General features: G+C 63.1%; 24 protein-coding genes. 16 read left to right on the top strand and 8 right to left on the bottom strand.

The window, feature by feature from the left end; all coding sequences use genetic code 11:
- The first annotated feature begins 66 nt into the window (after positions 1 to 66).
- The 3 genes from ML401_RS25310 to ML401_RS25300 all read left to right on the top strand — a co-directional run bounded on the left by ML401_RS25310 (position 67) and on the right by ML401_RS25300 (position 2009).
- A complete protein-coding gene (locus tag ML401_RS25310) occupies positions 67 to 780 on the top strand; it encodes a helix-turn-helix domain-containing protein (RefSeq protein ID WP_285807337.1) in 714 nt (237 codons plus the stop codon).
- 91 nt (positions 781 to 871) lie between these two features.
- Entirely contained in the window at positions 872 to 1000 is a 129-nt protein-coding gene (locus ML401_RS25305; RefSeq protein WP_285812815.1) for a hypothetical protein, read from the top strand.
- A gap of 280 nt (positions 1001 to 1280) precedes the next feature.
- On the top strand, positions 1281 to 2009 hold the full coding sequence (locus tag ML401_RS25300; protein WP_211419869.1) for a Crp/Fnr family transcriptional regulator: 729 nt from the start codon (positions 1281 to 1283) through the stop codon (positions 2007 to 2009).
- A gap of 4 nt (positions 2010 to 2013) precedes the next feature.
- Here ML401_RS25300 and ML401_RS25295 read toward each other — a convergent pair whose 3' ends face one another.
- Entirely contained in the window at positions 2014 to 2796 is a 783-nt protein-coding gene (locus ML401_RS25295) for a cyclase family protein (RefSeq protein WP_285807336.1), read from the bottom strand.
- Positions 2797 to 3090: 294 nt separating this feature from the next.
- Between ML401_RS25295 and ML401_RS25290 the strand changes: the two genes are divergently transcribed.
- The 4 genes from ML401_RS25290 (at position 3091) to ML401_RS25275 (ending at position 6791) form a co-directional block, all read left to right on the top strand.
- Positions 3091 to 4062, top strand: coding sequence for a TRAP transporter substrate-binding protein (locus ML401_RS25290; RefSeq protein WP_285807335.1), 972 nt, complete (start codon positions 3091 to 3093; stop codon positions 4060 to 4062).
- Positions 4063 to 4127: 65 nt separating this feature from the next.
- A complete protein-coding gene (locus tag ML401_RS25285; protein WP_194403437.1) occupies positions 4128 to 4679 on the top strand; it encodes a TRAP transporter small permease in 552 nt (183 codons plus the stop codon).
- Positions 4670 to 5962, top strand: coding sequence for a TRAP transporter large permease (locus ML401_RS25280; protein ID WP_285807334.1), 1293 nt, complete (start codon positions 4670 to 4672; stop codon positions 5960 to 5962). Before ML401_RS25285 ends, ML401_RS25280 begins: the two co-directional genes overlap by 10 nt.
- Positions 5963 to 5984: 22 nt before the next feature.
- The gene (locus tag ML401_RS25275) at positions 5985 to 6791 is read left to right on the top strand and encodes an SDR family NAD(P)-dependent oxidoreductase (RefSeq protein WP_285807333.1); all 807 of its coding nucleotides are present in this window, start codon (positions 5985 to 5987) and stop codon (positions 6789 to 6791) included.
- Positions 6792 to 6799: 8 nt separating this feature from the next.
- On the opposite strand, the gene ML401_RS25270 is transcribed toward ML401_RS25275, so the two are convergent.
- The 4 genes from ML401_RS25270 to ML401_RS25255 are packed head-to-tail and all read right to left on the bottom strand — an operon-like array spanning position 6800 to position 11084.
- Positions 6800 to 7498, bottom strand: a complete 699-nt coding sequence (locus tag ML401_RS25270) for a substrate-binding domain-containing protein (RefSeq protein ID WP_285807332.1) — start codon at positions 7496 to 7498, stop codon at positions 6800 to 6802.
- Positions 7495 to 9621, bottom strand: a complete 2127-nt coding sequence (locus ML401_RS25265) for a molybdopterin cofactor-binding domain-containing protein (RefSeq protein WP_285812739.1) — start codon at positions 9619 to 9621, stop codon at positions 7495 to 7497. Before ML401_RS25265 ends, ML401_RS25270 begins: the two co-directional genes overlap by 4 nt.
- Positions 9622 to 9623: 2 nt before the next feature.
- Complete coding sequence (locus ML401_RS25260; protein WP_285807331.1) at positions 9624 to 10094, bottom strand: (2Fe-2S)-binding protein; 471 nt, start codon at positions 10092 to 10094, stop codon at positions 9624 to 9626.
- Positions 10095 to 10109: 15 nt separating this feature from the next.
- The gene (locus ML401_RS25255; protein WP_285807330.1) at positions 10110 to 11084 is read right to left on the bottom strand and encodes a tripartite tricarboxylate transporter substrate binding protein; all 975 of its coding nucleotides are present in this window, start codon (positions 11082 to 11084) and stop codon (positions 10110 to 10112) included.
- Between the two features lie 234 nt (positions 11085 to 11318).
- Here ML401_RS25255 and ML401_RS25250 point away from each other — a divergent pair, with 234 nt between their 5' ends.
- Positions 11319 to 13409, top strand: a complete 2091-nt coding sequence (locus ML401_RS25250; protein WP_285807329.1) for a molybdopterin oxidoreductase family protein — start codon at positions 11319 to 11321, stop codon at positions 13407 to 13409.
- Here ML401_RS25250 and ML401_RS25245 read toward each other — a convergent pair.
- Positions 13406 to 14800, bottom strand: coding sequence for a caspase family protein (locus ML401_RS25245; RefSeq protein ID WP_285807328.1), 1395 nt, complete (start codon positions 14798 to 14800; stop codon positions 13406 to 13408). The two genes, ML401_RS25250 and ML401_RS25245, sit on opposite strands and share 4 nt — an antisense overlap.
- Before the next feature lie 168 nt (positions 14801 to 14968).
- Here ML401_RS25245 and ML401_RS25240 point away from each other — a divergent pair, with 168 nt between their 5' ends.
- Positions 14969 to 15751, top strand: coding sequence for an enoyl-CoA hydratase/isomerase family protein (locus ML401_RS25240; protein WP_285807327.1), 783 nt, complete (start codon positions 14969 to 14971; stop codon positions 15749 to 15751).
- 49 nt (positions 15752 to 15800) lie between these two features.
- On the opposite strand, the gene ML401_RS25235 is transcribed toward ML401_RS25240, so the two are convergent.
- Positions 15801 to 17102 carry a hypothetical protein gene (locus ML401_RS25235; protein ID WP_285807326.1) on the bottom strand — a complete coding sequence of 434 codons (1302 nt, stop codon included), beginning with the start codon at positions 17100 to 17102 and terminating at the stop codon, positions 15801 to 15803.
- A gap of 1529 nt (positions 17103 to 18631) precedes the next feature.
- Here ML401_RS25235 and ML401_RS25230 point away from each other — a divergent pair.
- Together ML401_RS25230 and ML401_RS25225 are read left to right on the top strand one after the other, a co-directional pair.
- A complete protein-coding gene (locus ML401_RS25230; RefSeq protein WP_285807325.1) occupies positions 18632 to 18772 on the top strand; it encodes a hypothetical protein in 141 nt (46 codons plus the stop codon).
- A 903-nt stretch (positions 18773 to 19675) separates the two neighbouring features.
- Positions 19676 to 19993 carry a DUF736 domain-containing protein gene (locus ML401_RS25225; RefSeq protein ID WP_285807324.1) on the top strand — a complete coding sequence of 106 codons (318 nt, stop codon included), beginning with the start codon at positions 19676 to 19678 and terminating at the stop codon, positions 19991 to 19993.
- Between the two features lie 96 nt (positions 19994 to 20089).
- Here ML401_RS25225 and ML401_RS25220 read toward each other — a convergent pair whose 3' ends face one another.
- Positions 20090 to 20341 (bottom strand): helix-turn-helix domain-containing protein, encoded by a 252-nt coding sequence (locus ML401_RS25220; protein WP_285807323.1) that lies wholly within the window; start codon positions 20339 to 20341, stop codon positions 20090 to 20092.
- A 146-nt stretch (positions 20342 to 20487) separates the two neighbouring features.
- Here ML401_RS25220 and ML401_RS25215 point away from each other — a divergent pair, with 146 nt between their 5' ends.
- The 5 genes from ML401_RS25215 (at position 20488) to ML401_RS25195 (ending at position 23017) form a co-directional block, all read left to right on the top strand.
- A complete protein-coding gene (locus ML401_RS25215) occupies positions 20488 to 20760 on the top strand; it encodes a DUF2285 domain-containing protein (protein WP_285812738.1) in 273 nt (90 codons plus the stop codon).
- Between the two features lie 165 nt (positions 20761 to 20925).
- Entirely contained in the window at positions 20926 to 21120 is a 195-nt protein-coding gene (locus ML401_RS25210; RefSeq protein WP_271525174.1) for a transcriptional regulator domain-containing protein, read from the top strand.
- Between the two features lie 79 nt (positions 21121 to 21199).
- Positions 21200 to 21697 (top strand): DUF2285 domain-containing protein, encoded by a 498-nt coding sequence (locus ML401_RS25205; RefSeq protein ID WP_285807322.1) that lies wholly within the window; start codon positions 21200 to 21202, stop codon positions 21695 to 21697.
- A gap of 134 nt (positions 21698 to 21831) precedes the next feature.
- On the top strand, positions 21832 to 22113 hold the full coding sequence (locus ML401_RS25200; protein WP_008561544.1) for an AlpA family transcriptional regulator: 282 nt from the start codon (positions 21832 to 21834) through the stop codon (positions 22111 to 22113).
- Between the two features lie 22 nt (positions 22114 to 22135).
- Positions 22136 to 23017 (top strand): replication initiator protein A, encoded by an 882-nt coding sequence (locus ML401_RS25195; RefSeq protein ID WP_285807321.1) that lies wholly within the window; start codon positions 22136 to 22138, stop codon positions 23015 to 23017.
- Positions 23018 to 23224: the final 207 nt, after the last annotated feature.

Below are 23224 nucleotides of genomic sequence, written 5' to 3'. Positions count from 1 at the left end.
AGTAAAATGCCGCCGCGTGGTGGACTCTGCCGGGGGGCGGAGCTGGACCGACGCTAGGAGCAGTGGATGAAGCCTTCCGTGGTCACGATTGAGCCGAACGGGCATTTCTGCGCCGATTGCGCCGTGCGCGGAGCGGCGGTTTGTTCGTCGCTGGATGCAGCCGAGCTCAGGGAGTTCGAGCATCTCGGACGCCGCGTTCATTTTGACGCGGGCGAGACCGTATTCTCCGAGGAGGACATCACGACCTCGTTCTACAACGTCCTCGAAGGCGTCATGCGGCTGTACAAGCTGCTGCCCGACGGCCGGCGGCAGATCGTCGGCTTCGCCTTGCCCGGCGATTTCCTGGGGATGAATATATCCGGCCGGCACAATTTTTCCGCCGATGCGATCGGCGTGGTGACCGTGTGCCAGTTCGCCAAGGCGCCTTTCGGCCGTTTCATCGAAGACCGGCCGCTCCTGCTCGGGCGAATCAACGAGCTGGCCATTCGCGAGCTGAGCCAGGCGCGCGACCATATGGTGTTGCTCGGCCGCCGCTCGGCCGACGAGAAGGTCGCAACCTTCCTGCTTGGCTGGCGCGACAGGCTGGTCGCGCGCAGGGGCCTGTCCGACACGGTTCCGCTTCCGATGAGCCGTCAGGACATCGCCGACTATCTCGGCCTGACCATTGAAACCGTCAGTCGCACCTTCACGAAGCTGGAACGTCAAGGCGTGATCGAGATCATTCATGGCGGCATCAGCCTGCTCGATCCCGCGCGCGCCGAGGCGCTGGCCGCAGCCTGACGGTCCGTCCGGGACGTTCTGCCATTTTTGATCTCGATCAATGACGTCGGCCGGCTGCAGCAAATAATGCCCCGAACACTCTGGGAGGAGCATGATGCCCGCTGATGCGTTGCTGGTGACCATTGTCGTCGTCGCGATCTTCGTCGCATTCGCCGCAGCTCTGGCTTGGGCAGACCGGCAAACCAGCTCTGGCCGGCTCGACCCGAATTCCAAGCGCTGAAGCTCCCGAACTCGTAGTCCGCTCAGACCTGCCAACAGGCCCGAGGCGAGTCCGGCCGGCCCGGCTGCTCGCCAGCGTGTTAACGCAAGCGCGGCTGCGCTGCCTGCAACTCTGCAGCGATCAAAACGCATCGGCGCATCCTTCGGATGCGGGCCCCGGCTCGACCGCGGCTTTTTCGCGGCATTTGCCCTAAAACGCGCGCGTGCTTTCCGGTTGAAAAGCCTGATAACGTTGACTACGCAGGAACCTCAGTGCCTCGCAGTCTTAGGAGCCCAGTGGCGTGCCTCAGGACAAGACCGGCGACCCCCGACAGTCGGCGGGCAACAAACTATCGGTCCTGCGCAAGCACCCGATCTTCGCGGATCTGGAGCCGGAGGCGCTCGATCAACTCTGCCGCTACGCCAAGCACACCAGCGTGAGGCGCGGCGCGACGATCGCCGCCAAGGGCGATCCCGGCAACAATCTGTTCGCGGTGATCTCGGGGACCGTGAAGATCTCCTCCTCGTCGCCGGATGGCCGGAACGCCATTCTCAATCTGATCGGCCCCGGAGAAATCTTTGGCGAGATCGCGGTGCTCGACGGCGCTCCCAGATCGGCCGACGCCACCGCCAACACCAATTGCGAGCTCTACATCATCGATCGCCGGGACTTCCTGCCATTCGTGAAGAGCCAGCCGGCGCTGGCGATGAAGTTCATCGAACTGCTCTGCGCGCGTCTGCGCTGGACCAGCCAGCAGGTCGAGCAGGTGATCCTCCAGAATCTGCCGGGCCGGCTGGCGAGCGCGCTGCTTGGTCTCACCGAGGAGCGCAAGTTCGATTCCGGCAGCGGCACGCTCGCCATCACGCAGCAGGAGATCAGCGAGATGGTGGGGATGACGCGGGAGAGCATCAACAAGCAATTGCGCGCCTGGGCCGGCCGCAACTGGGTTCGTCTCGAGCACGGCGCCATCGTCGTGCTGGACACCGATGCGCTGCGTGAACTCGCCGAGAGCGGCCTCGTCGGCGAGTGATGCCTCAGAGCTGATCGTCGACGATGGCGACCGCGCGGGTCCAGCCCGCCGAGGCGCGTTCGATCTTCACCGGAAAGCATGAGACCGTGAATCCGGTCGAGGGCAGTTGGTCGAGATTGTGCAGCTTCTCGAGATGGCAATAGCCGATGTGCCGTCCCGCCTTGTGGCCTTCCCAGATCAGGCCGGCATCCTTCGTCTCGGCATATCTCTTCGCGGTGTACACGAACGGCGCGTCCCAACTCCAGCCGTCGGTGCCGGTCAGCCGCACACCGCGTTCGAGCAGGTACATGGTGGCTTCATAGCCCATGCCGCAGCCGGAATTGACGTATTCTGCCTTGCCGAATTTCGCGCCGGCGCTGGTGTTGACGACGACGATCTCGAGCGGCGACAGTGTGTGCCCGATCCGCTTCAGCTCCTTCTCGACGTCGTCGGCGCTCGCCACATAGCCGTCGGGCAGATGCCGGAAGTCGAGCTTCACGCCGGGCTGGAAGCACCATTCCAGCGGGACCTCGTCGATCGTCCATGACCGTTCGCCGCGGTTCATGGTCGGGTGGAAGTGCCAGGGCGCATCGAGATGCGTGCCGTTGTGGGTCGACAGCGCGACCTGCTCGACGGCCCAGCCCTGGCCGTCCGGCAGATCCTGGGCCTTCAGTCCGTCGAAGAACTGCAGCATGCGGGGCAGCCCCTGCTGGTGATCGATATATTGGATGGTCGGATGGTTGCCTGGCGGATCGGCCGTCACGTCGTTTCTGAGCGGCACCGAGATATCGATCAGCTTCCGCGGCATGGGCATTCCTTCGCGATTGTCCGCTGTTTCGGCCATCTTGCGGGGCCCCGATTGCACCCGTCAAGTCACGTGCCGGCGACGCCGGCCGGCCAGCCATCCCGCCATAATGCGAATTGCGTCGGAAATTGATCGATGCAAGTGTTGCATCGATCGATGCCGGATTTGGCTTGGACAGAGAATGCCGCCCGCCCTAGGGACGACATTGGCGCTTGACTTCACGTCTGAGGTGGAGCGACCCAAGGCGGCTCGCAGCACTTGCCGACAACGACATAATCAACCCCGGAGGAAGCCCAGATGAAGACACTCACCGGTATCATCACAGCCGTTGCACTGGCGGTCTCAGCGCCCCTGGCGACCGCGCGCGATTTCCGCTCCGCCGACATCCACCCCGCCGATTATCCGACGGTCGAAGCCGTCAAGTTCATGGGCAAGCAGCTCGCGACGGCGAGCGGCGGCAAGTTCGGCGTGAAGGTGTTTCCCAACGGCGCCCTCGGCTCCGAGAAGGACACCATCGAGCAGCTCAAGATCGGTGCGCTCGACATGATGCGGATCAACGCATCGCCGCTCAACAATTTCGTGCCCGAGACCATCGCCCTGTGCCTGCCCTTCGTGTTCCGCGACACCCAGCACATGCGCACCGTGCTCGATGGGCCGATCGGCGACGAGATCCTGGCCGCCATGGAGCCTGCGGGCCTGGTCGGGCTCGCCTATTACGACAGCGGCGCCCGGTCCATCTACACCGTCAAGGCACCCGTCAAGTCGCTCGCGGACCTCAAGGGCCTGAAGATTCGCGTCCAGCAATCCGATTTGTGGGTCGGCATGATCCAGAGCCTAGGGGCCAACCCGACGCCGATGCCGTATGGCGAGGTCTACACCGCGCTGAAGACCGGCCTCGTCGATGCGGCCGAGAACAACTGGCCGTCCTACGAGTCCTCCCGCCATTTCGAGGCGGCCAAGTTCTACAACATCACCGAGCACTCCCTCGCGCCCGAGGTTCTCGTGATGTCGAAGAAGGTCTGGGACACGCTGAGCAAGGAGGACCAGGCTATGGTCCGCAAGGCGGCCAAGGAATCCGTGCCCGTGATGCGCAAGCTCTGGGACGAGCGTGAGCAGGCCTCCCGCAAGACCGTCGAAGCGGCCGGCGTTCAGGTCGTGACGATCGCCAACAAGCAGGAGTTCGTCGACGCGATGAAGCCGGTGTACCAGAAGTTCGCCGGCGACGAGAAGCTGCAGGGCCTCGTCAAGCGTATCCAGGACACCAAGTAAGAAGATCGGGGCGGGTCCGGCGTCGCCGTGGGGTGACGCCGGACCCTCGCAAGGGGAGACGCGGGATGACGGACCCACACGTCGCAGATCACGAGCATGACGCGGTCACCGCACGCCCGTCGACCGGCTTGCTGTCACGGATCAATGCACCTGTCGCGCGCCTCGGTATGTATCTGTCCGTGACGGGACTGCTCGTCATCGTCACCATCGTTTTCTATCAGGTGTTCGGGCGTTATGTGCTCAATTCCAGCCCGACCTGGACCGAGAACCTTGCGCTGGTGCTGATCCTCTATGTCACGTTGATCGGCGCCGCCGTTGGCGTGCGCGATGCCGGACACATCGGCATGGACAGTCTGCTGGTGATGCTCCCGGATCATGCGCGCGAGAAGATCGAGATCGTGATCCACGTGCTGGTCGCCATGTTCGGCATTGCGATGGCCTATAATGGCTGGATCCTCGGCGCGTCGGTCGGCACCGTAAAAATCCCCAATCTTGGACTGCCTGAGGTGATCCGCTACGTGCCGCTGATCGCCTCCGGCGTCCTGATCGTCTCCTTCTCCATCGAACACATCATTGCTCTCCTGCGCGGCGAAGAGGTCGTCCCCTCATGGAACTGATCATCCTCGGCGCCACCTTCTTCGGCTTCCTGATCCTCGGCGTCCCCGTTGCCTTTGCGATCGGCCTCTCGGCGATCTGCACCATCCTCTACGAGGGCCTGCCGGTCGCCGTCATCTTCCAGCAGATGATGTCGGGGATGAACATCTTCTCGTTCCTGGCCATCCCGTTCTTCGTGTTCAGCGGTGAGCTGATGTTGCATGGCGGCGTCGCCGACAAGATCGTGCAGCTCGCGAAGAACCTCGTCGGGCACATCCGCGGCGGCCTCGGCATGTCGAACGTGGTCGCCTGCACGCTGTTCGGCGGCGTCTCCGGCTCGCCCGTGGCCGACGTGTCGGCGATGGGCGCGGTGATGATTCCCATGATGAAAAAGGAAGGGTTCGACACCGACTACGCCGTCAACGTCACCACCCATGCCTCGCTGGTCGGAGCCTTGATGCCGACCAGTCACAACATGATCATTTATGCTCTGGCCGCCGGCGGCAAGGTCTCGATCGGCGCGCTGATCGCCGCAGGCCTCTTGCCGGCGCTCGTGCTGATGGTTTGCATGCTGGCCGCCGCCTATGCGGTCGCGGTGAAGCGCGGTTATCCCGCCGGCAAATTCCCCGGCTGGGCCGAAGTGTTCCGCTCCTTCGCGGCCGCGCTACCGGGCCTGCTGATCGTCGGCATCATCCTGGCGGGCATCCTGTCGGGCGTCTTCACGGCAACGGAATCCGCAGCCGTGGCGGTGACCTACACCATCCTGCTGACGTTCTTCATCTATCGCACCATGACGCTGCCGAACTTCCTGCGCGCCGCCGCCAAAGCTGTGAAGACGACGGGCGTGGTGCTGTTGCTGATCGGCGTCTCCACCATGTTCCAGTATCTGATGGGGCTCTATGAAGTTGCCGACTTCGCCGGCGACCTGATGAGCAAGGTGACCTCGCAGCCCTGGATCATCTTCCTGCTGATCAATGTCATCCTGTTCGTGCTCGGCACCTTCATGGACATGGCCGCGACCATTCTGATCTGCACGCCGATCTTCCTGCCGATCGCGATGAAGGCGGGCATGGATCCGGTGCAGTTCGGCATGCTGATGCTGATCAACTGCGCCCTCGGGCTGAACACGCCCCCGGTCGGAACCACGCAGTTCGTGGGCTGCGCCATCGGCGGCATCTCGGTGGGCGCGGTGATGCGCACCATCCTGCCGTTCTACGCTGCGCTGATCGCAGCTCTGATGTTTGTGACCTATGTCCCCGCATTCTCGCTGTGGCTGCCGCGCCTGCTGATGGGCTACAAGGGCTAGCAGCTACAGGGAGAAGCTATCAGTGACGGACTATCGCAAGCTCTTCGATCTCACCGGCAAGACGGCCGTGGTGCTCGGCGCCGCATCAGGCATCGGAAAATCGTCGGCCGAGGCGCTGGCCGGGCTCGGGGCCCGTGTCGTCTGCGCCGATCGCGCGCTTGACGCCGCAGAGGCAACCGCCGCCGGCATTCGCGACAAGGGCGGCTGGGCCGAAGCCGCGAGCTGCGACGCCGCGAGCGCCGCGGACGTCAACGCGCTCGCCAAGACGGTGATGCAGAAGTTTTCACGGCTCGACATCGCCGTGACGACGCCCGGCCTCAACATCCGCAAGACCATCCTCGACTACACCGAGGAGGATCTCGATCGCGTCCTGAGCCTCAACATCAAGGGCACCGTCTTCTTCTTCCAGGCCTTCGGCCGCATCATGGTGGCGCAGAAGGGCGGCAGCATCATTGCCTGCTCCTCGGTGCGCGCGGTGACCATCGAGCCAGGCCTCGGCGTCTACGGCTCGACCAAAGCGGCGATCGGCCTCCTGGTGAAGGGCTTCGCCTCCGAGGTCGGCCATGCCGGCGTCCGCGTCAACGCCATCGCGCCGAGCATCGCCGAGACCGCGCTGACCGGTCCGTTCAAGCAGCGGCCCGACATCTACAATCTCTATGCCGGCCACACCGTGTTCAACCGCTGGAGCAGCGCCGACGAGGTCGCGACCGCGGTCGCCTATCTCGCTTCGGATGCGGCGAGCTATGTCAGCGGCAGCACGCTGTTCGTCGATGGCGGCTGGACCGCCGTCGACGGTCCGCCGACCGGTCTCACCCAGCTGCACAAATAGGCGGCCGTCTAGCCGACGAAGCCCGCACTCTGGCGCAGCTCTCTGTTATCTGCGCCAGTCAGCAGCGCGATCAGCGCGGCGGCCTCCGTCGGATGTCCGGCCCGCGTGGCCAAGCCTGCGGTGTACATCGTCACGAGCTCGGATCCCGGCGGCAGCGATCCCGAGAGCACGAGGCCGTCGGTCGCGATGATCTCGGTCGCCTGTGTGCAGCCAATCGGCCGCGACGCAGTCGAATTCGCCAGCTCCCGCATCGCCGTCGCGCCGTTCGGAAAGATCTTGAGGCGCGAGGCGACCTCATAGGCGATGCCCAAACGGTCCAGCACTTTTGCAACGTGCTGCCCTGCGGTCGAGGCCTTGGTGTCGGGGACGTAGATCGCGTCGGCACTGCGCAACACGTCTCGCAAATCGGCTTCGGTCCTCACCGTCACCTTGGGATCGCGGCTGCGGACTGCCAGGGCGGTCTCGACCCGGCCGACATCCGTGATCGAGGACGGGACGACGAGCTTCTCCTCGGCAAGTTTCGCGAGGAGAGCCTGTGTCAGGATCACGAGATCGGCAGCCGTTCCCGCGCGCAGCTTGTCCGCCATGATGCCGACCGCACCGAACTCGCCGTCGATGCCGAACCCGGTCTGCGCCTTGAAGGCCTCGGCGAGGCCGCGCACCAGACCTTGCGCCGCGCCGCCGCTCAGGATGTTCAGTGTCGTCAAGATGCACGCTCCATGGCTGCAATGATCCTGTCGCGCGTGATCGGCAGGTCGCGCACGCGCACGCCGAGACAATCGTAAACTGCATTGGCGATTGCCGCCGTCACCGGGCCGTGCGCGGCTTCGCCGGCGCCGACCGGCTCGATTTCCGGCCGCTGAATCACCTCGACGTCCACCGCCGGGACCTCGCTGAAGGTCAGGATCGGATAGTCCGTCCAGGAGGTCGAGGTGATGCGGGTCCGGTCGAACCGGACGCGCTCCTTCAAAACCCAGCTGGTGGCCTGGATTGCGCCACCCTCGATTTGGTTGATGACGCCGTCCGGATTGACAGCCTCGCCGACATCGACGGCAAGCGTCAGCCGCTTCACGCGGATGTCGTCGGCGCCCTCGATCTCGGCAATCGCCGCGCAATAGGCACCCATGTTCTTGTAGCGGGCAAAGCCGACGCCGTGACTAATGCCGGGTCGTTTTTGCGGCTTCCAGCCGGCACGGCGCGCCGCGGCGCTGATGACATCGCGCGCCCGTTCGTCGCGCAGATGCCGCAAGCGAAATGCGATCGGATCTTCGCTGCGCAAGGCGGCGATCTCGTCGAGCAGGGACTCGATGGCGAAGACGTTGCCTTGTCCGCCCAGCGTCCGCAGCGCCGAGGTCCGCACCGGCATGGTCAGTAGCCGGTGGCTGGTGATCGTCCAGCCGGGAAAATCATAGAGCGGAACGGAGTTGCGGTCGGCGCCGCCGCCATTGGCCGCCGGCGGGTTGGTCGAGATCATGCGCGGGTAGGGGCTTTCGATCTCGGTCGCCGCAAGCAGTGCCGGCTGTGCCGCACGTCCCGGCCGCGCCGCATGACCGTTGCTCCAGATATCATGACGCCAGCCGATGACCTCGTTGTCGGCGTCGAGATCGGCCTCGATGTCGATGGCCATGGCCGCACCAAACGGCGCGTGGGACATCTCGTCGTGGCGCGACCACTGCACCCGCACCGGGCGGCCACCGGCCGCTTTCGCCAGCAGCACGGCATCGAGCGCGACGTCATCGGCGGCGTTGTGTCCGTAGCAACCGGCGCTCTCCATGTGTTCGACGATGATGCCCTCGGCCGGCAGCTTGAGCACGATCGCGAGGTCGGCGCGGAGCAGGTAGACACCCTGGCTATGCGTCCAGACGTGGACGCGGTCACCGTCCCATTGCGCCACGGCACAGGAGGGCGCGATCGAAGCATGTGCGATGTATGGGCGGGTATATTGCCGGCGGAGGGTCTGGGCGGGCTTGCGGGCCGGTTCCGCCGTCCTGCTGTCGATGACGGTGGTCTCGACCGGCTGGCTCCTCAGGAAGCCCGCGAGATCGTCTTCATCGGGCAGCGGCTCGCCCGCGGACCATTTCGCGCCCTTGCGCAAGGCCTTGAGCGCCGTTTCCGCCGCCGCCTCGGTGTCGGCGACCACGCCGGCAAAGCCGCCGTCGCGGACGGTCGCAACGCGGCCGGTGATCGCGCGCACGGCGGTCTCGTCGAGTGTGGCCAATTTGGCGCCCGACATCTCCGGCCGCAGCACGCGACCGTGCGCCAGTCCCGGCAGTGCGAGGTCGTGGATGAAGCGCGGCCGCGCGAACACCTTGTCGGGAATGTCGATGCGCTGGACCGAATGCCCGGCGATAACGCGCTTGGCAATGCTCTTCGCTGTCGGCTCGGCGGTGGCGTTGTGGTCGAGCGAGACATCGCCAGCCAGCTCCCAATAGCTTGTTCTGACGTTGCCCGGTCCCGAGATGGTGCCGTCATCGACATCGAGCTGCGACGCCTCCACACCGAGACGTTCGGATGCCGCGCGAAGGAAGCGCTGGCGCACCTCGGCGCAGACCTGGCGCAGCGCGCGGCCGGATTGCTGGATCGACAGACTGCCCGAGGTGACGCCTTCATTCGGGCTGCTTGTCGTCGAGGCGCGGATCATCTCGATCCTGCCGATATCGACATCGAGCTCATCCGCCGCGATCTGCGCCAGCGCCGTGACAATGCCTTGACCGATCTCGACCTTGCCGGGCGAGATCGCCACGCGGCCGTCATCGGTGAACCGCAACCATGACGATAATTTTGGATTGGCCGCAAGGCTGACCGGCAGTTTCGGGGCGGGAGATGGCATGCTCATGACGCCGCCATCTCCGCCGCCGCACGCAGCACGGCGCGGACCATGCGGTTATGCGATCCGCACCGGCATAGATTGCGATCCAGTGCTTCTCTGATCTCCGCCTCCGTCGGTGACGGATTTCGCTTCAGCAACGCCGCTGCGCTCACGAGGATCCCGGAGACGCAATAGCCGCACTGCATCGCCTGTTCCGAGATGAAGGCGCGCTGCAGCGGATGCGGTTGCTCTGCCGTGCCGAGGCCCTCTACCGTGACGACATCCTTGTCCACGACCGACCACGACGGCATGTCGCAGGAGGCCATCGCGCGATCGCCGACCATCACGTAGCAGGCGCCGCACTCGCCAGCGCCGCAGCCGAAACGCGCACTGGTGAGGCCGAGCTGGCTGCGCAGCACATCGAGCAGAGTCTGGTCGGGGTCGGCATCGACGGCCGTCGCCGCACCGTTGAGGCGGAATTGAATGGTCGGCATGATCGCTCTGCGGCCTCAGGACTTGTCGAATTTCTTGACCACGTCGGCCCATTTCTCGATGTCGCCGCGCAGGAATTTTTCGAACTGCTCGGGTGTCATCGACATGGGCACGGCGCCTTGTTCTGTCCAGAGTTTTACGACGTCCGGCCGCTTCACCATCGCGGCAACGGCTGCATTGAGCTTGTCGATGATGGGCTTCGGCGTGCCCGCCGGTGCCATCAGGCCGAGCCAGATCGTCGCCTCATAGCCGGGAACGCCCGCTTCGATCGCGGTCGGCACATTCGGCAGCACGGCCGAGCGTTGCTTGCCCGTGGTGGCGAGCGCGCGCACCTGGTTCTCGGCGACGTTCGGCGCCATCGCCGGCACCGCGTCGATCATCATCTGAACCTGTCCCCCGATCACGCCGCTGCGGGCCTCACCGCTGTTGCGATAGGGCACATGGACGACGTCGATGCCGGCCATGGCTTTGAACAGCTCGCCGGCCATATGGTAGGGCGTCCCCTGCCCGGAGGAGGCGTAGTTCAGCTTGCCCGGTTGCGCCTTGGCGAGTGCGATGAACTCGGCCAGCGTCTTTGCCGGAACTTGCGGGTTCACCACGATGACGAGATCGGAATAGTTCACCGGCGCAATCGGCGCGAGGTCGCGCATCAATTCGTATTTGCGCTTGTCCGGCGTCAGCAGCGATTCATTGGCGGTCTGGGTGTTGGACATCATCAGCAGCGTGTAGCCGTCGGCCGGCGACTTCGCCGCCTCGATCGTGCCGATGACACCGCCGGCGCCCGTGCGGTTCTCGACCACGAAGGGCTGGCCGAAGCTCTCCTGCAGCACATTGCCGATCAGCCGAGCCGCGACGTCAGCCGGCCCGCCGGCGCCGAATGGCACGACGATCCGGACCGCGCGGGTGGGATAATCCTGGGCGAATGAGGGGGCAGTCGGGACGACGGCGAGCAGGCCGGCAGCCAGCGCCAGCATGAAGCTTCGGGCAGCCATGCCCACCTCCCTGATGTCGTTCTTGTTGCCTGGTACTGTAGCGGCGGGGAATGCGAACTGTCGACGCCTTACAGGGCCAATCGGGAGGGGAATATCCGGCGGTTTTCGGTGTGGCTGCGCCGCTTTTCGCGGTCGCAGCAGGAACTGCCGGCGCGTGCGGCTTGAGCAAATCGCATGGGCGCTGCCGGATAAATGCCCTCGGCTGGCCGGTATTTTGGTGTTACCAACTGGGTCATGAACCAGCACGCCAAAATCGAAATCCGCCATTCGACCTGTCCGCACGATTGCCCGTCGGCCTGTGCCCTCGATGTCGAGGTGGTGGAAGGCCGCAGCATCGGCCGTGTCCGCGGTTCGAAAAAGCAGACCTACACGGCCGGCGTCGTCTGCGCCAAGGTCGCCCGCTACGCCGAGCGCATTCATCACCCCGAACGGGTGACGTACCCGATGCGCCGCACGGGTCCGAAGGGCTCCGGCCAGTTCGCGCGGATTTCCTGGGACGAGGCGCTGGACGAGATCGGGCATCGCTTCAACGCGGCCGAGCGCGAGTTCGGCGCGGAATCGATCTGGCCCTATTACTACGCCGGCACGATGGGTCTTGTGATGCGCGACGGGCTCAACCGCCTCACGCACGTAAAGAGATATTCGCGCTTCTATCAGACCATCTGTGCCAACGTTGCGCGCATCGGCTTCGCCATTGGCACCGGCAAGATCGCCGGCGCCGATCCGCGCGAGATGGCGCAGTCCGATCTCGTCGTGATCTGGGGCACCAATCCCGTCAACACCCAGGTCAACGTGATGACGCACGCCTCCCGTGCGCGCAAGGAGCGCGGCGCCAGAATCGCGGCGGTCGACATCTACGACAACGACACCATGAAGCAGGCTGACATCAAGATCATCCTGCGGCCCGGCACCGACGGCGCGTTTGCCTGCGGCGTCATGCATGTCCTGTTCCGCGACGGCCATGCCGACCGCGCCTATATGGACAAATACGCCGACTGCCCTGCCGAGCTCGAGGCGCATCTGAAGACGCGCACACCGGAATGGGCGTCCGCGATTTGCGGCGTGCCGGTGGCGGAGATCGAAGCCTTCGCCAAAGCGGTGGGCGAGACCAAGCGCACCTTCTTCCGCTTTGGCTACGGTTTTACGCGCAGCCGTAATGGTGCCACCCAGATGCACGCGGCCAATTGCATTCCTGCGGTGACGGGCGCCTGGCAGTATGAAGGCGGCGGCGCCTTCTTCAACAATTACGCGCTGTGGCATTTCAACGAATCCATCATCGAGGGCCACGACGCCATCGACCAGGGCATTCGCGCGCTCGACCAGTCGAAGATCGGCCGTATCCTCACCGGCGATGCCGAGGCCTTGCACGGCAAGGGGCCGGTCAAGGCGATGCTAATCCAGAACACCAATCCGATGACAGTGGCGCCGGAGCAGGCGCTGGTGCGGCAGGGCTTTGCGCGCGAGGATCTGTTCGTCGCCGTGCATGAGCAGTTCATGACCGAGACGGCCGAGATGGCCGACATCGTGCTGCCCGCGACCATGTTCATGGAGCATGACGACCTCTATTACGGCGGTGGCCACCAGCACATCTCGGTCGGGCCGAAGCTGATCGATGCGCCCGGCGAATGTCGTTCCAACCACGAGGTCCTGCAGGGGCTCGCGCCGCGGCTTGGCGCAAAGCACCCGGGTTTCGAGATGACGCCGCGCGAATTGATCGATGCGACGTTGAAGCTGAGCAATCATGGCGACATCGGCGGCCTCGAAGCCGACATCTGGCGCGACCTGCAACCGGACTTCCGCACATCCCACTATCTCGACGGCTTCGCCCATGCCGACGGGAAATTCCACTTCAGGGCCGATTGGGCGCATCCGCCGTTCGGCGTGACGATGGGCGATGTCGAAAAGATGCCGTCCTTGCCGGATCATTGGGCGGTGATCGAGCAAATTGATCAGGCTCATCCGTTTCGGCTTGCGACCAGCCCCTCGCGCAGCTTCCTCAACACCACCTTCAACGAGACGCCGTCCTCGCAGGCACGCGAAGGCAAGGCGAGCGTGATGATCCATCCCCTGGATGCCGCCGCGCTCGACATTGCCGACGGCGATGCGGTGACGCTGGGCAACACCCGCGGCGAAACCACGCTGATCGCGACGCTGTTCGACGGCGTGCGGCGCGGCGTGCTGATCGCGGAGTCCGTTCATCCCAACAAGAACCATATCGGCGGCCGCGGCATCAACATGCTGACGGGCGCCGAAACCGTCGCGCCGATCGGCGGGGCCGCATTCCACGACAACAAGGTCTGGATCAGGAAGGCCAAGACGGTTTAGGGCACGCACTCCGTGACGCCGTAGCCTGCGAACTCCTTCGCGATGTTCGGGTTCATGGACTTCGCCTGCGCGAGATCGGTGGTGCCGTCACCGCCGCTCTTGCGGGCGGCGATGCCCCGGCCGAACAGCGACGACGACGAGCGCGGGTTGCGCTCGATCGCGTCGGTGTAGTCCTTGATCGCCTCGTTGGTCCGGCCGAGCTTGAGGTTGACGAGCCCGCGGCTGTCGAGCGCATCGCTCAATCCGGGATTGATCTGCAGCGCCAGATTGCAGTCGCCGAGCGCGCCCTGCAGGTCGCCGGTTGCAGCGCGCGTCCAGCAACGGTTGTTGAGCGCCTCGGCATCCCCGGGATTCCTGCGGATCACGAGGTCGAGATCCTGCGTGGCGAGCGCATAGGCGCGCTTGATCGCATAGACCTGGCCGCGCTTGTAGCGCGAGACGATGTCATTTGCGTTCGCCGCGATCTTGCGACCGAGATCGGCGATGACCGGATCCCTGGCGAGATCGTCGGCGCTCGGGGCAGGCTCTGCCTGGGGTGCTTCGCAGACCGGCTTCTGCGGCTCAGGTTTCTGAGGCTCGGGCTTCGTCGCGGTCGGATCGGCCTTGTTGTCGGACGGCCGGGGCACCGAACCTGCGAACGAGAATTCCGTGGTCAGCGAGGACGACAGCCAGGGCACCTGTTCCCGCTTGGTCGCGGCGACCACGCCGTTCTTGGTGTTGGTCAAGGCCTGCTCGGCGCTGATGTTCGGCGCGCGCATCTCGCGAAGCAGCTCGGCGACGAACAGGCCGTGATCGGTCTTGCCGCCGGCCGCGACCGCACCGAGCGCCGCGGAGTAGAGCACGAGCGAATTGCTCGGAGCGATGGCCGGCGCAAGGCCCGCCGAATAACGGCGGAAGCGTCGCTCGAACGGGTTGCGGCGCGAGGCGTCGATCAGCGCGATCTTGATCGCGGCGCCGCGCGTGTTCATCTCGGCGAGCATGGCATCGAGACTGAAGCCGTCGCGCGCCACGTCAGGCTCGGTCCAGATCTGCGCGTCGACGGGAAGCAAATAGGTCTGCCGGTTGGATTGGATGGCAAAGCCGTCGAAGAAGACCAGCGCCACCGCGCCGCGTTCGATGCGCGCGTAGAAGCGATCCAGCACCTGCCGCATGATGTCGCCGGTGAGATTGCTCTGCCGGTCGACGACGAAGCCCTCGCGCTTCAATTCTTCAGCGACGTCCTGGGCGTCGTTGGCGACGTCGTTCAGCACGAACTCGTTGTCGGGATATTTCGCATTGCCGATCACCAGCGCGAGTTTCGCGGCATCAGCGGCGCGGCTTGCGGAGCCCGCGCCCGATGCGAGCAGGCCTGCCAGCAACAACATCATCGCGGCGCGCATGAAATGGCTCATTGGTGATCAAAATCTCCAGTCAGGATAGCGGCCGTCACCCGTAATTCAATCGCCAAGCGAATTTGCGCCCACACGCTATGGTGACACAGCGTTGCAGATTGCCCTTGCGCGCCCCGCCCGTCCTGCCGCAAATGGCTGCAAAACGGAAGGCAAGGAAGCGAGCGGACCATGACCGACACCACGGCAATCGTCACCGAGAAGCGCGGGCCGGCGTTCTGGATCACCATCAACCGGCCGGAAAAACGCAACGCATTGAATGGCGAGGTCATCGCCGGCATCACCAAGGGCTATCGCGACGCGCATGACGACAAGGACGTCCGCGTCATCGTGCTGACGGGCGCGGGCGACAAGGCGTTCTGCGCGGGCGCCGATCTGCAGAATTCCGGCGCCGCTTTCGCGATGGACCATTCCAAACCAAATGTCGACTATGCCGATCTGTTACGTTTGTCACAGAACGCCACCAAACCGGCGATTACGCGGGTCGGCGGCGTCTGCATGGCCGGCGGCATGGGCCTGCTCTGCATGACCGACATGGCGGTCGCGGCCGACCACGTCGTGTTCGGTCTGCCGGAGGTGAAGGTCGGCGTGTTCCCGATGCAGGTGCTGAGCCTGCTCCAGCGCATCGCGCCGCCGCGCCTCGTCAACGAATGGGCGCTGACGGGCGAGCCGTTCGACGCCAAGGCTGCGCAGGCCGCGGGCCTGCTCAACTACGTGGTGCCCGCGGCCGAGCTCGACGCCAAGGTCGACTGGCTGATCGGCCGCATCGTCGACAAGTCCCCGACCGCGATCCGCCGCGGAAAGTACGCCATGCGGGCCATCGCCTCGATGTCGTTCGACGAGAGCATCGCCTACACCGAAAGCCAGATCGCGCTGCTCGCAATGACCGAGGACGCCAAGGAGGGCCTAAAGGCGTTCAGCGAGAAGAGGAAGCCGGTTTGGACGGGCAAATAGACGGTCATCTCGTCGTAGGAGCGACACGCTCGGGCCGAGCCGTACACTTTTATTCCGAAGAAGGAATGGCATTCAATCGAAACAGAAATGATCTTGTCCGCTCCTCGCGGCGCTTTTTCGTTGCTGTGATTAGCTGCTTGCTGGTGCGCTTGGCGTAGGTTGGCAGCTGACGGCTTGACCTATGACGTCCCGCGGCTCGCAGTTCTGCATCCGTAAGATCGCTGTCGGCACCCTCGGTGAAACCTCCATGCCGGAAGGAGGTGAAGGAAAGTTCCCGGCGAATACCGGCCTCCGCAACAATCATCTTTACAACGCTCCGCAAATAACGCAGGTCCTTGCGCGGGGTAATCCATGGAAGCGGGATTGCCGAGCTACGATGGGCATGGGTGCGCCGGAATACCAAACCCGGGAGCGAAGTCTTCTTAATCTCGTCGAGCTCGGCCGTAAGTTCAGGAAAAAGGGGGACGCCCGTTTCGTCAAACAGCGGCCACCACGCCTCTTCTCCGTTCTTAGGATGCACAATCCTAACGCTGTTTGGCCGCTCGACAGGTCGGTAGTGCGAGATATCGAAAGCGCCAAACACGTGCTGCTCGCGCTGCAGCCATTCCCATGACAATAACGCTGCTGTTGCGATCGAGCGGTAGTCAAGCCTCTTCGCGGCAGCCCTGAAGGCGACGAGTTCATCCCAAGTTGCCGTTGGCGTGGGCCGTATCGGCTGGCCGGGCGCCCGGTATTTCAGTCCCATCCGTGAAAATGGATTGCTAGCTGGTACTATTTGTTCTTGGGCACGCTGGCCAACGAACCAGGCGCGCCGGCAGCTTGCCATGGCGACATTTGCATAGCGACGACGCTCGCGGACGACGACGTCTCCATTTTTTGTAACTATTTTTACGACCAGCAGCTTTCCATAGACCGCGTCGACAAAGGCCTTCGTGAAATCAGACAATTGCTTCGACCCAACGCGGCTTCCATCTTTCAATTCGTGATTGGCAAAGAGTGCGAGACTTTTAGTGTATTGGCGCTGCGTGGTGCTTTCGAGTTCACTCCACTTTTGGTGAGCTTGGTAGATGCCGATGAGCCAATCGAATGTGCCGAGTTCAGGGGTAACCGGCGTCATATCGCTTAACCCACGTGAGCGCCAACTCTCAAATGCGGGCAACAGGATTTTCTCAACTCGCTCGACAGCACGGAGATAATCCGTCCCCAAAGCCTCAGTGTTTAACTCGCAGCCTTGCTTGCGAGCCCAGGTTGGGGGCGCAAAATAATAGGCTAGCCTGTTATTCGCCAACAGTTTTCGCTGACAATATCGAGGCAGTTTTGGTGCAGTATGAACTGAGATCACACCAGACATAAGAGATCCTCACGTTCCCTAGTGTCCCCTGTTCGAGCAGGCGCTGCGAAGTGGTCCATTGCCGACTTTGACCATACTGGCTGTCGAAGCCGTCCCGTTCCGCGACAGCATACTGGGGACGGTGCGTCTCCTCGCCGGATCGCGCGCGCGAGTTCGATCGTGTCTTCAAAGTCCAGGTAGGCGGCCGCCATATCCGCTCTCATCATTGCGGGCCAAGTTCCGGCGGGTGGGTAGCGAGCAGGTATCGCGGCGCGTGGCGAAAATGGGCGGTCTGGTTTCACTGGTGTCAACAAGAGCTAAGTTCACTAGATGACGTCCGACCCGGATGATCTGTATTGACGTCTCCTCGAGAGCGCTGGAGCAAGGCCGCGTCGTCTTAAGGCAGGCTTATAAGTTTAAAGAGCTGTCGCCTCTACTGAACAGCGCGGATTAGCGGAGTTCGGCCAGAATAGCGCGCGGAAAAGATAGTCTAGCGTGCCATAATCGAGAAGGAGCAATTCAACGGTGATACGCAGAAGCGGGCGTGGCTTTGCATTTCCGCAGGCGAAGGACCACTAGCAGGCAGTCAACTGCTTTGGATGGATCATCAAGTGACTTTCCGACAGATTCGCCGGCAAACCTGTATTGAAGATATCCGCGCGCTATCCGGTGTCCGAATTTGGAGTTGCGCCCAGCGCGAGAACGTCGCTTTTGTCGGCCGCAGGACAGATTCGAGCACATGCTCGTCCGCTCGCTTTCCAATTCACCCGGACATTCCAAGCTTCCTCTCAGCCTAGGCTGGGTGTGAATTCGACGCCTCCCACAGCTTGGAGCTTCGGCCAATTCGGACTCGAGTTGCGACCAAGAACCGACGTCTGTGTCGGTGAGGTGAACTAAGACACCCATGCTTCAGATCACGATTTGAAGAACGAAGCGGTGGGGAGCAGCGGATGCTTCGCATGCGTACGTGCGGATGCTGCCGCACCGGGCTCTTGTGAAACCGAGCCGTTTCGCATCTCGGCCGGCGGCGTCGATCCCTCTCGCAAAGAATCGGTGCTCCTCGCCGGGGGCACTCGGGAAAGGGGCTCGCCTGCGGCGATCGCTATCACTGCCCCGTTCCCGGGGGCCGCTATTGAACCGGTCTCGTCGCCGCACTCGGACCCGCGTGCCCCTTCGGGTCGCTATGCTCACGCTCTCCGGGTGCCATTTCCATTGAGGCGACGTGCCGTTGGCACGCGTCCGGCCACGGGCGAAGGCACCTCAACCACATCAAAAATGAATGGGAGGCCGGCAATCTGCATCGCAGATGATGCAGACCCCGATACTTCCGTAGCAGTGATACAGCAGCCTTTGATGACAATAATGGGAGCTCGAGCTTATTGGCAAGGTAGAGGGCATGCCACTAGCTCCTTCTCTTACCGCAGCTCGCGATCGACATGTTGGCCACGAGCGGCGCGGGATGGGAGAGAATGGTGCAAGGGGGCGCGGTTTTCCGCGGCGGGTTGTAATCAGAGAGAGAGGCTCTCGGCCATCGGTCATGGAGAATCAAGATGACAAAGGCTGCGCTAAAAATCAACCTGTCGCCTTCGCGCGGCATTCCGCCTGACAAGCTGGTACTGAAAGAGCAATCCGCGAAAAGTCATCATGCACCGTTCGTTGCTGCAGAGCCTCAATTATCGCTCTCAGCGTAGGGATGCCGGTATTCGATGGCGCTGGCGTCGTCGGCGCACTGCTTATCGGAATTACTTTTGGCGCGCTGACGCCTGCCGCTCGTCATGTCGCTGTCGCCGTTAGTCGTGCCGTGATCGGAGTCGCATTCGCCGTGCCCGCGGCGATCGCTGGCTATCATGTCGTGCTTGCCCCTATCGCGGATCGGGGTGCCTTCGCTGGCGTGGCGTGAGGCCTTCCCGAGTAAGTGCGGTTTGCGTCGAGGCACGGCATAGGCGCGTCTGACGTTTTCGCAAGGACTCTCCCGTCTGAGTCGGTGGGGCCGGTGGAAAATATGGCTCGACCAGTTCTTACAGCCGTCACGCATGAGCGATGAGGCTCGTCATCAACATTGATCGAACCGAACAGGGGACATGTTGAACCAGGGGACGTCGAGTTTGAGCGCCAGGTAACCGCACTTCTCCTCGGAGAGCTTTAATCAAGCCCCACTAATCGCGGTCTTGGTTACATAGCTGCGGTAGAGCGGCGCGCCGGGCTTTATCATTCCTTTCGTGACGAAACCGCCTTTTACGGCTGATTGTTTCTCTTTGTGCGCCGAAGCGTACCGACCTCTTGTTCAGCGCAATCAGAATTCACCAAGTCTTCTCCTTGAGATTGCGGTTCAGCACGCGGACGCACGTGGCCTCTTTGATGGCTTGATCTGGCCGAAGACCGGCTGCACCTCGATCGTCTGAGCCGCAACGCCGTCGAAGCGACTTTCTTCCCCTGGGCATGCGCCCATTCCTCGCGAGTCAAGAAAGTCGCTCCAATGGCGTCCTCCGCTGCGCTCTGGCCCGCGAGCCGGTGCGTCGCCGATCGTCCTCGGCACTTAGATCGCCATCGAGGCCGCGGTGGTCGCAGGCCCGAAACACAACAGGAGAAGCGACATGGCTAACATCGGTGCATTCAAGAAAATTGGCAACGATTTCCAAGGCGAGATCATCACCCTGAGCCTGCAGGTCAGGGGTGTCCGCATCGCCGAGATCAACCGCTCCAACGACAACGCGCCCAGTCATCGAATCTATCTTGGCCGGTCGGAGATCGGGGCAGCCTGGTCGAAGCGCTCCGAAGAGGGACGTGACTACCTCGCGCTCAAGCTCGACGATCCCTCCTTCATCGCGCCGATCTACGCGAACCTCTTTGATGACGAAGGCGGCGAGGGCTACACCCTGCTATGGTCGCGGCCCCGCAAGAACGGCGAGTAGACTCTCCGTCAAGCCCCGTCCGGCCCGCTGGGCGGGGCTTCTCAAACTGGTGCGCATTAGCCGACGCTCGCCGAAGGATCGAACGGCTCGCATGGGCTATTCGGCCTGCCCCCGCGTCTTTCGCCTGGGGGTTATTGTAGGTGGGCGAGTCAGCAGGTCGGCCGCCTCGACGCCCAGGCTGTGCGCCAACCGATCGACGACGTCGATACCCGCCGCATAGACGCTTCGCTCGAGAGCACTGATATAGGTGCGGTCAATATCCGCCCTGTGTGCCAACTCCTCCTGCGACAAGCCGCGCGCCTGCCGGAGCTTCCGCAAATTGATTGCAAGTACCTCGCGTATGTCCATACGCGAGAGGGCATGTCCTTGAAGAGTATTTCACCACGGAGTATTCTCGACAAAACAACTCACGTACGGTGTCGTGATCAAATATTGACGCTTAATCCTCTTCCGGCCTGCGTGTTAGAAATTGTCTAATCTAAGGCATGGAGTTTATGAAGAATCCGCCGATCGATCCCGACGTCGCCGACGCTGCGCCGACAGACCAGATTCTGACGGCCTACGACGAACAGCATGTCGTCACCTACATGCGCCTCCTGCAAGCTGACGGTGAGGGGGCTGATTGGACGGAAGTCGCTCGGGTAGTACTGCATATTGACCCGGAGCGGGAGCCGGATCGCGCGCGCCGCGCATACCAGAGTCACCTCGCGCGCGCCAAGTGGCTGACCGAACGGGGTCGGCTATTGCGTAGCGACGGCTTTAAATAGAAGGAAATTGTCGTGTTCCAGTTGGATAAGCGAACAATCTTCTCGCAAGAACGAGTGGTCAATCCGCAGCACCACGTGGTGCCAAACTAGGGGCTTCCTACAACCGCCTCGTTCATACCTATTGCGGCGCAATCGTTGTTAGTTGTGTGCAATGGGGCGGAAGCAATGCCTGAATTCGACTGGCGGTCGCCGGAATCCTACAAGAGCCTACAAGACGCGGAAGTCACCGACATCGCCTGGGAATGTCTCCGCCGCAACGCCGACTATCGGCGTGAGTACGAGGTGATGATTGCCAACAGTCCGAACGGCGAAGTGACTGACGAATTCAGGAGGAAATGGGGCATCTGCTTTCGCCCATGACCCGCAGAGGTCCTTCGACGAGCAAACGATCTTTTGGGCGCCTGAGGTTCTAGCGGCGGTCGTTCCGGTCAAGATCGCAGTGGCCGACTCCGGCATGGCGCCGTCTCAGCCACTGCTCGACCTTACAGCTGGCCAGGTGCGCCGCGCCGTCGACGGCTGGCATGCCGTGCTGCGCATCGGTGCGGTGGATCACCGTGCTTGGTCCAAAGAGCCGCCGGTGCTCGGCGCGTCATACGCAGCCGAACTGCCGTTTGACTTCGATTTCAGCGCGCGTGCCTATGCGGCCCGACGGCTATGGCGGGCGATGAGTGGACGCGCGCCCGGTCCTGCATTTCACCAACTATCTAAACAGCGGCGCGAACGCTTGGGCGCTGCGATCCGTGCGCTCGATGCGCATAGCGCCGGCGGCAGTTATCGCGTTATCGCCGAAGCGCTGTTCGGCAAAAGGCGCATCCCCGATCACGCCTGGAAGACGCATGATCTGCGCAATCGGACAATCCGCTTGGTGCAAGGCGGCCTCACGTTGATGCGCGGTGGTTACCGCAAACTCCTGCGGCCCGGGCGCCAGGACGAATAGCGTCAGTTGCCAAGGGGTGCCGAAAATCGCCCCCTCCATATTCGGCATCCCCCTCCGAGATCGCGCTTCTCCATGATGACCGCACCCACCCCGGCCTAGCCAGGCGTAGTGCGCTGTCTTCCTGGAGTTCTCAAATGCCCGATCCGATGGCCGGTCTTCCCCCGCGATTCCTGCGTACACCTGAGGCGGCGCGCTATCTTGGCCTGTCCGGCCGCACGCTGGAGAAGCACCGCACGTACGGTACTGGGCCCACTTATCGGAAAATCGGCGGACGTGTTGTCTACGCCGTCGATGACCTGAAAGCGTGGGCCGATCGCGGCGCCAAGACGTCGACCTCCGACCCCGGTAAGGGGACCGTACTGCCTGCCAAGAAGCATCCCGCGCTGCGCCCGTATGCGGGCCAGGAACGTCGCTGATTGCCGCGAAAGAGCAGTGACCATGCGGCGCAAGCTCCATTCCGAGCGCGACCAGCTCGAGCTCTTTCGGGCACTGCCCGGAGATCTCGCGCCCCGCGATGCGCAGGATCTGATGGCCTATCCGTTCTTCTCGCTGGCAAAGAGCAAGCGGGTCGTGCCGATCGATTTCCGTGCCGGTGCGATCGCAATTCGGGTCGAGGCCGTGCCGGAACACGGCATGGCGACCATCTGGGATGCCGACGTCCTGATCTGGGCCGCGTCTCAGATCGTCGAAGCCCGCGACGCCGGCCTGAAAACCTCGCGCCTGATGGCTGCAACGCCTTACGAGATTTTGACATTCGTCGGCCGCGGCACCAGCGCACGTGACTATGACCGCCTGAAGGCGGGTCTCGACAGACTTCAGTCAACGACCGTGCTGACGTCGATCCGCCAGCGCGCAGAACGGCGACGGCATCGTTTCTCCTGGATCAACGAATGGAAGGAGACGGCCGATGCAAATGGCCGTCCCTTTGGGATCGAGTTGATTCTGCCGGATTGGTTCTATGCCGGGGTCATCGATGACGCGCTCGTGCTGACGATCGACCGCGCTTATTTCGAGCTTACGGGCGGGCTTGAGCGGTGGCTCTACCGGCTCGTGCGCAAGCACGGTGTTCGGCAAGACGGCGGCTGGAGTTTCGATCTTGTACACCTCCATGCCAAGTCCGGCATCATCTCGCCGCTCAAGCACTTTGCTTACGACATCCGCCAGATCGTCCAGCGCCAGACATTGCCCGGCTATCAGCTTGTACTCACGCGAGACCGGAACGGCGCCGAGCGGCTGAACTTCGCGCCTTTGACTGTTGATCCCTTAACGGCCCGCTTGCGCCGGCGCGGTCTCATCCTAAATTCGGAAGGCAACCTGTGAATCAGCTCGTGCTATCGAGGACCTCAATCCTCGTGCTATCGGGGACCCGATCCTCGTGCTACCGGGGACCGCAATCGGACTTAAGCGCTTGTTTTTCCGCGCTTTTCGGCCGCTCTAACTCTACTAACCAGAAATCCTTCGGATTTCTTCTAACGGACCAGGCGGAAAGCCGCGTTGGCGGCGGCTGGAAACGGCGGTCCGTCAGTC

Origin of the sequence: Bradyrhizobium sp. 62B (assembly GCF_030272265.2) — a bacterium.
Taxonomy (GTDB): Bacteria; Pseudomonadota; Alphaproteobacteria; order Rhizobiales; family Xanthobacteraceae; genus Bradyrhizobium.
Note: the sequence above shows the minus strand (reverse complement) of the source record. Positions and strands in the feature narration are given on the sequence as shown.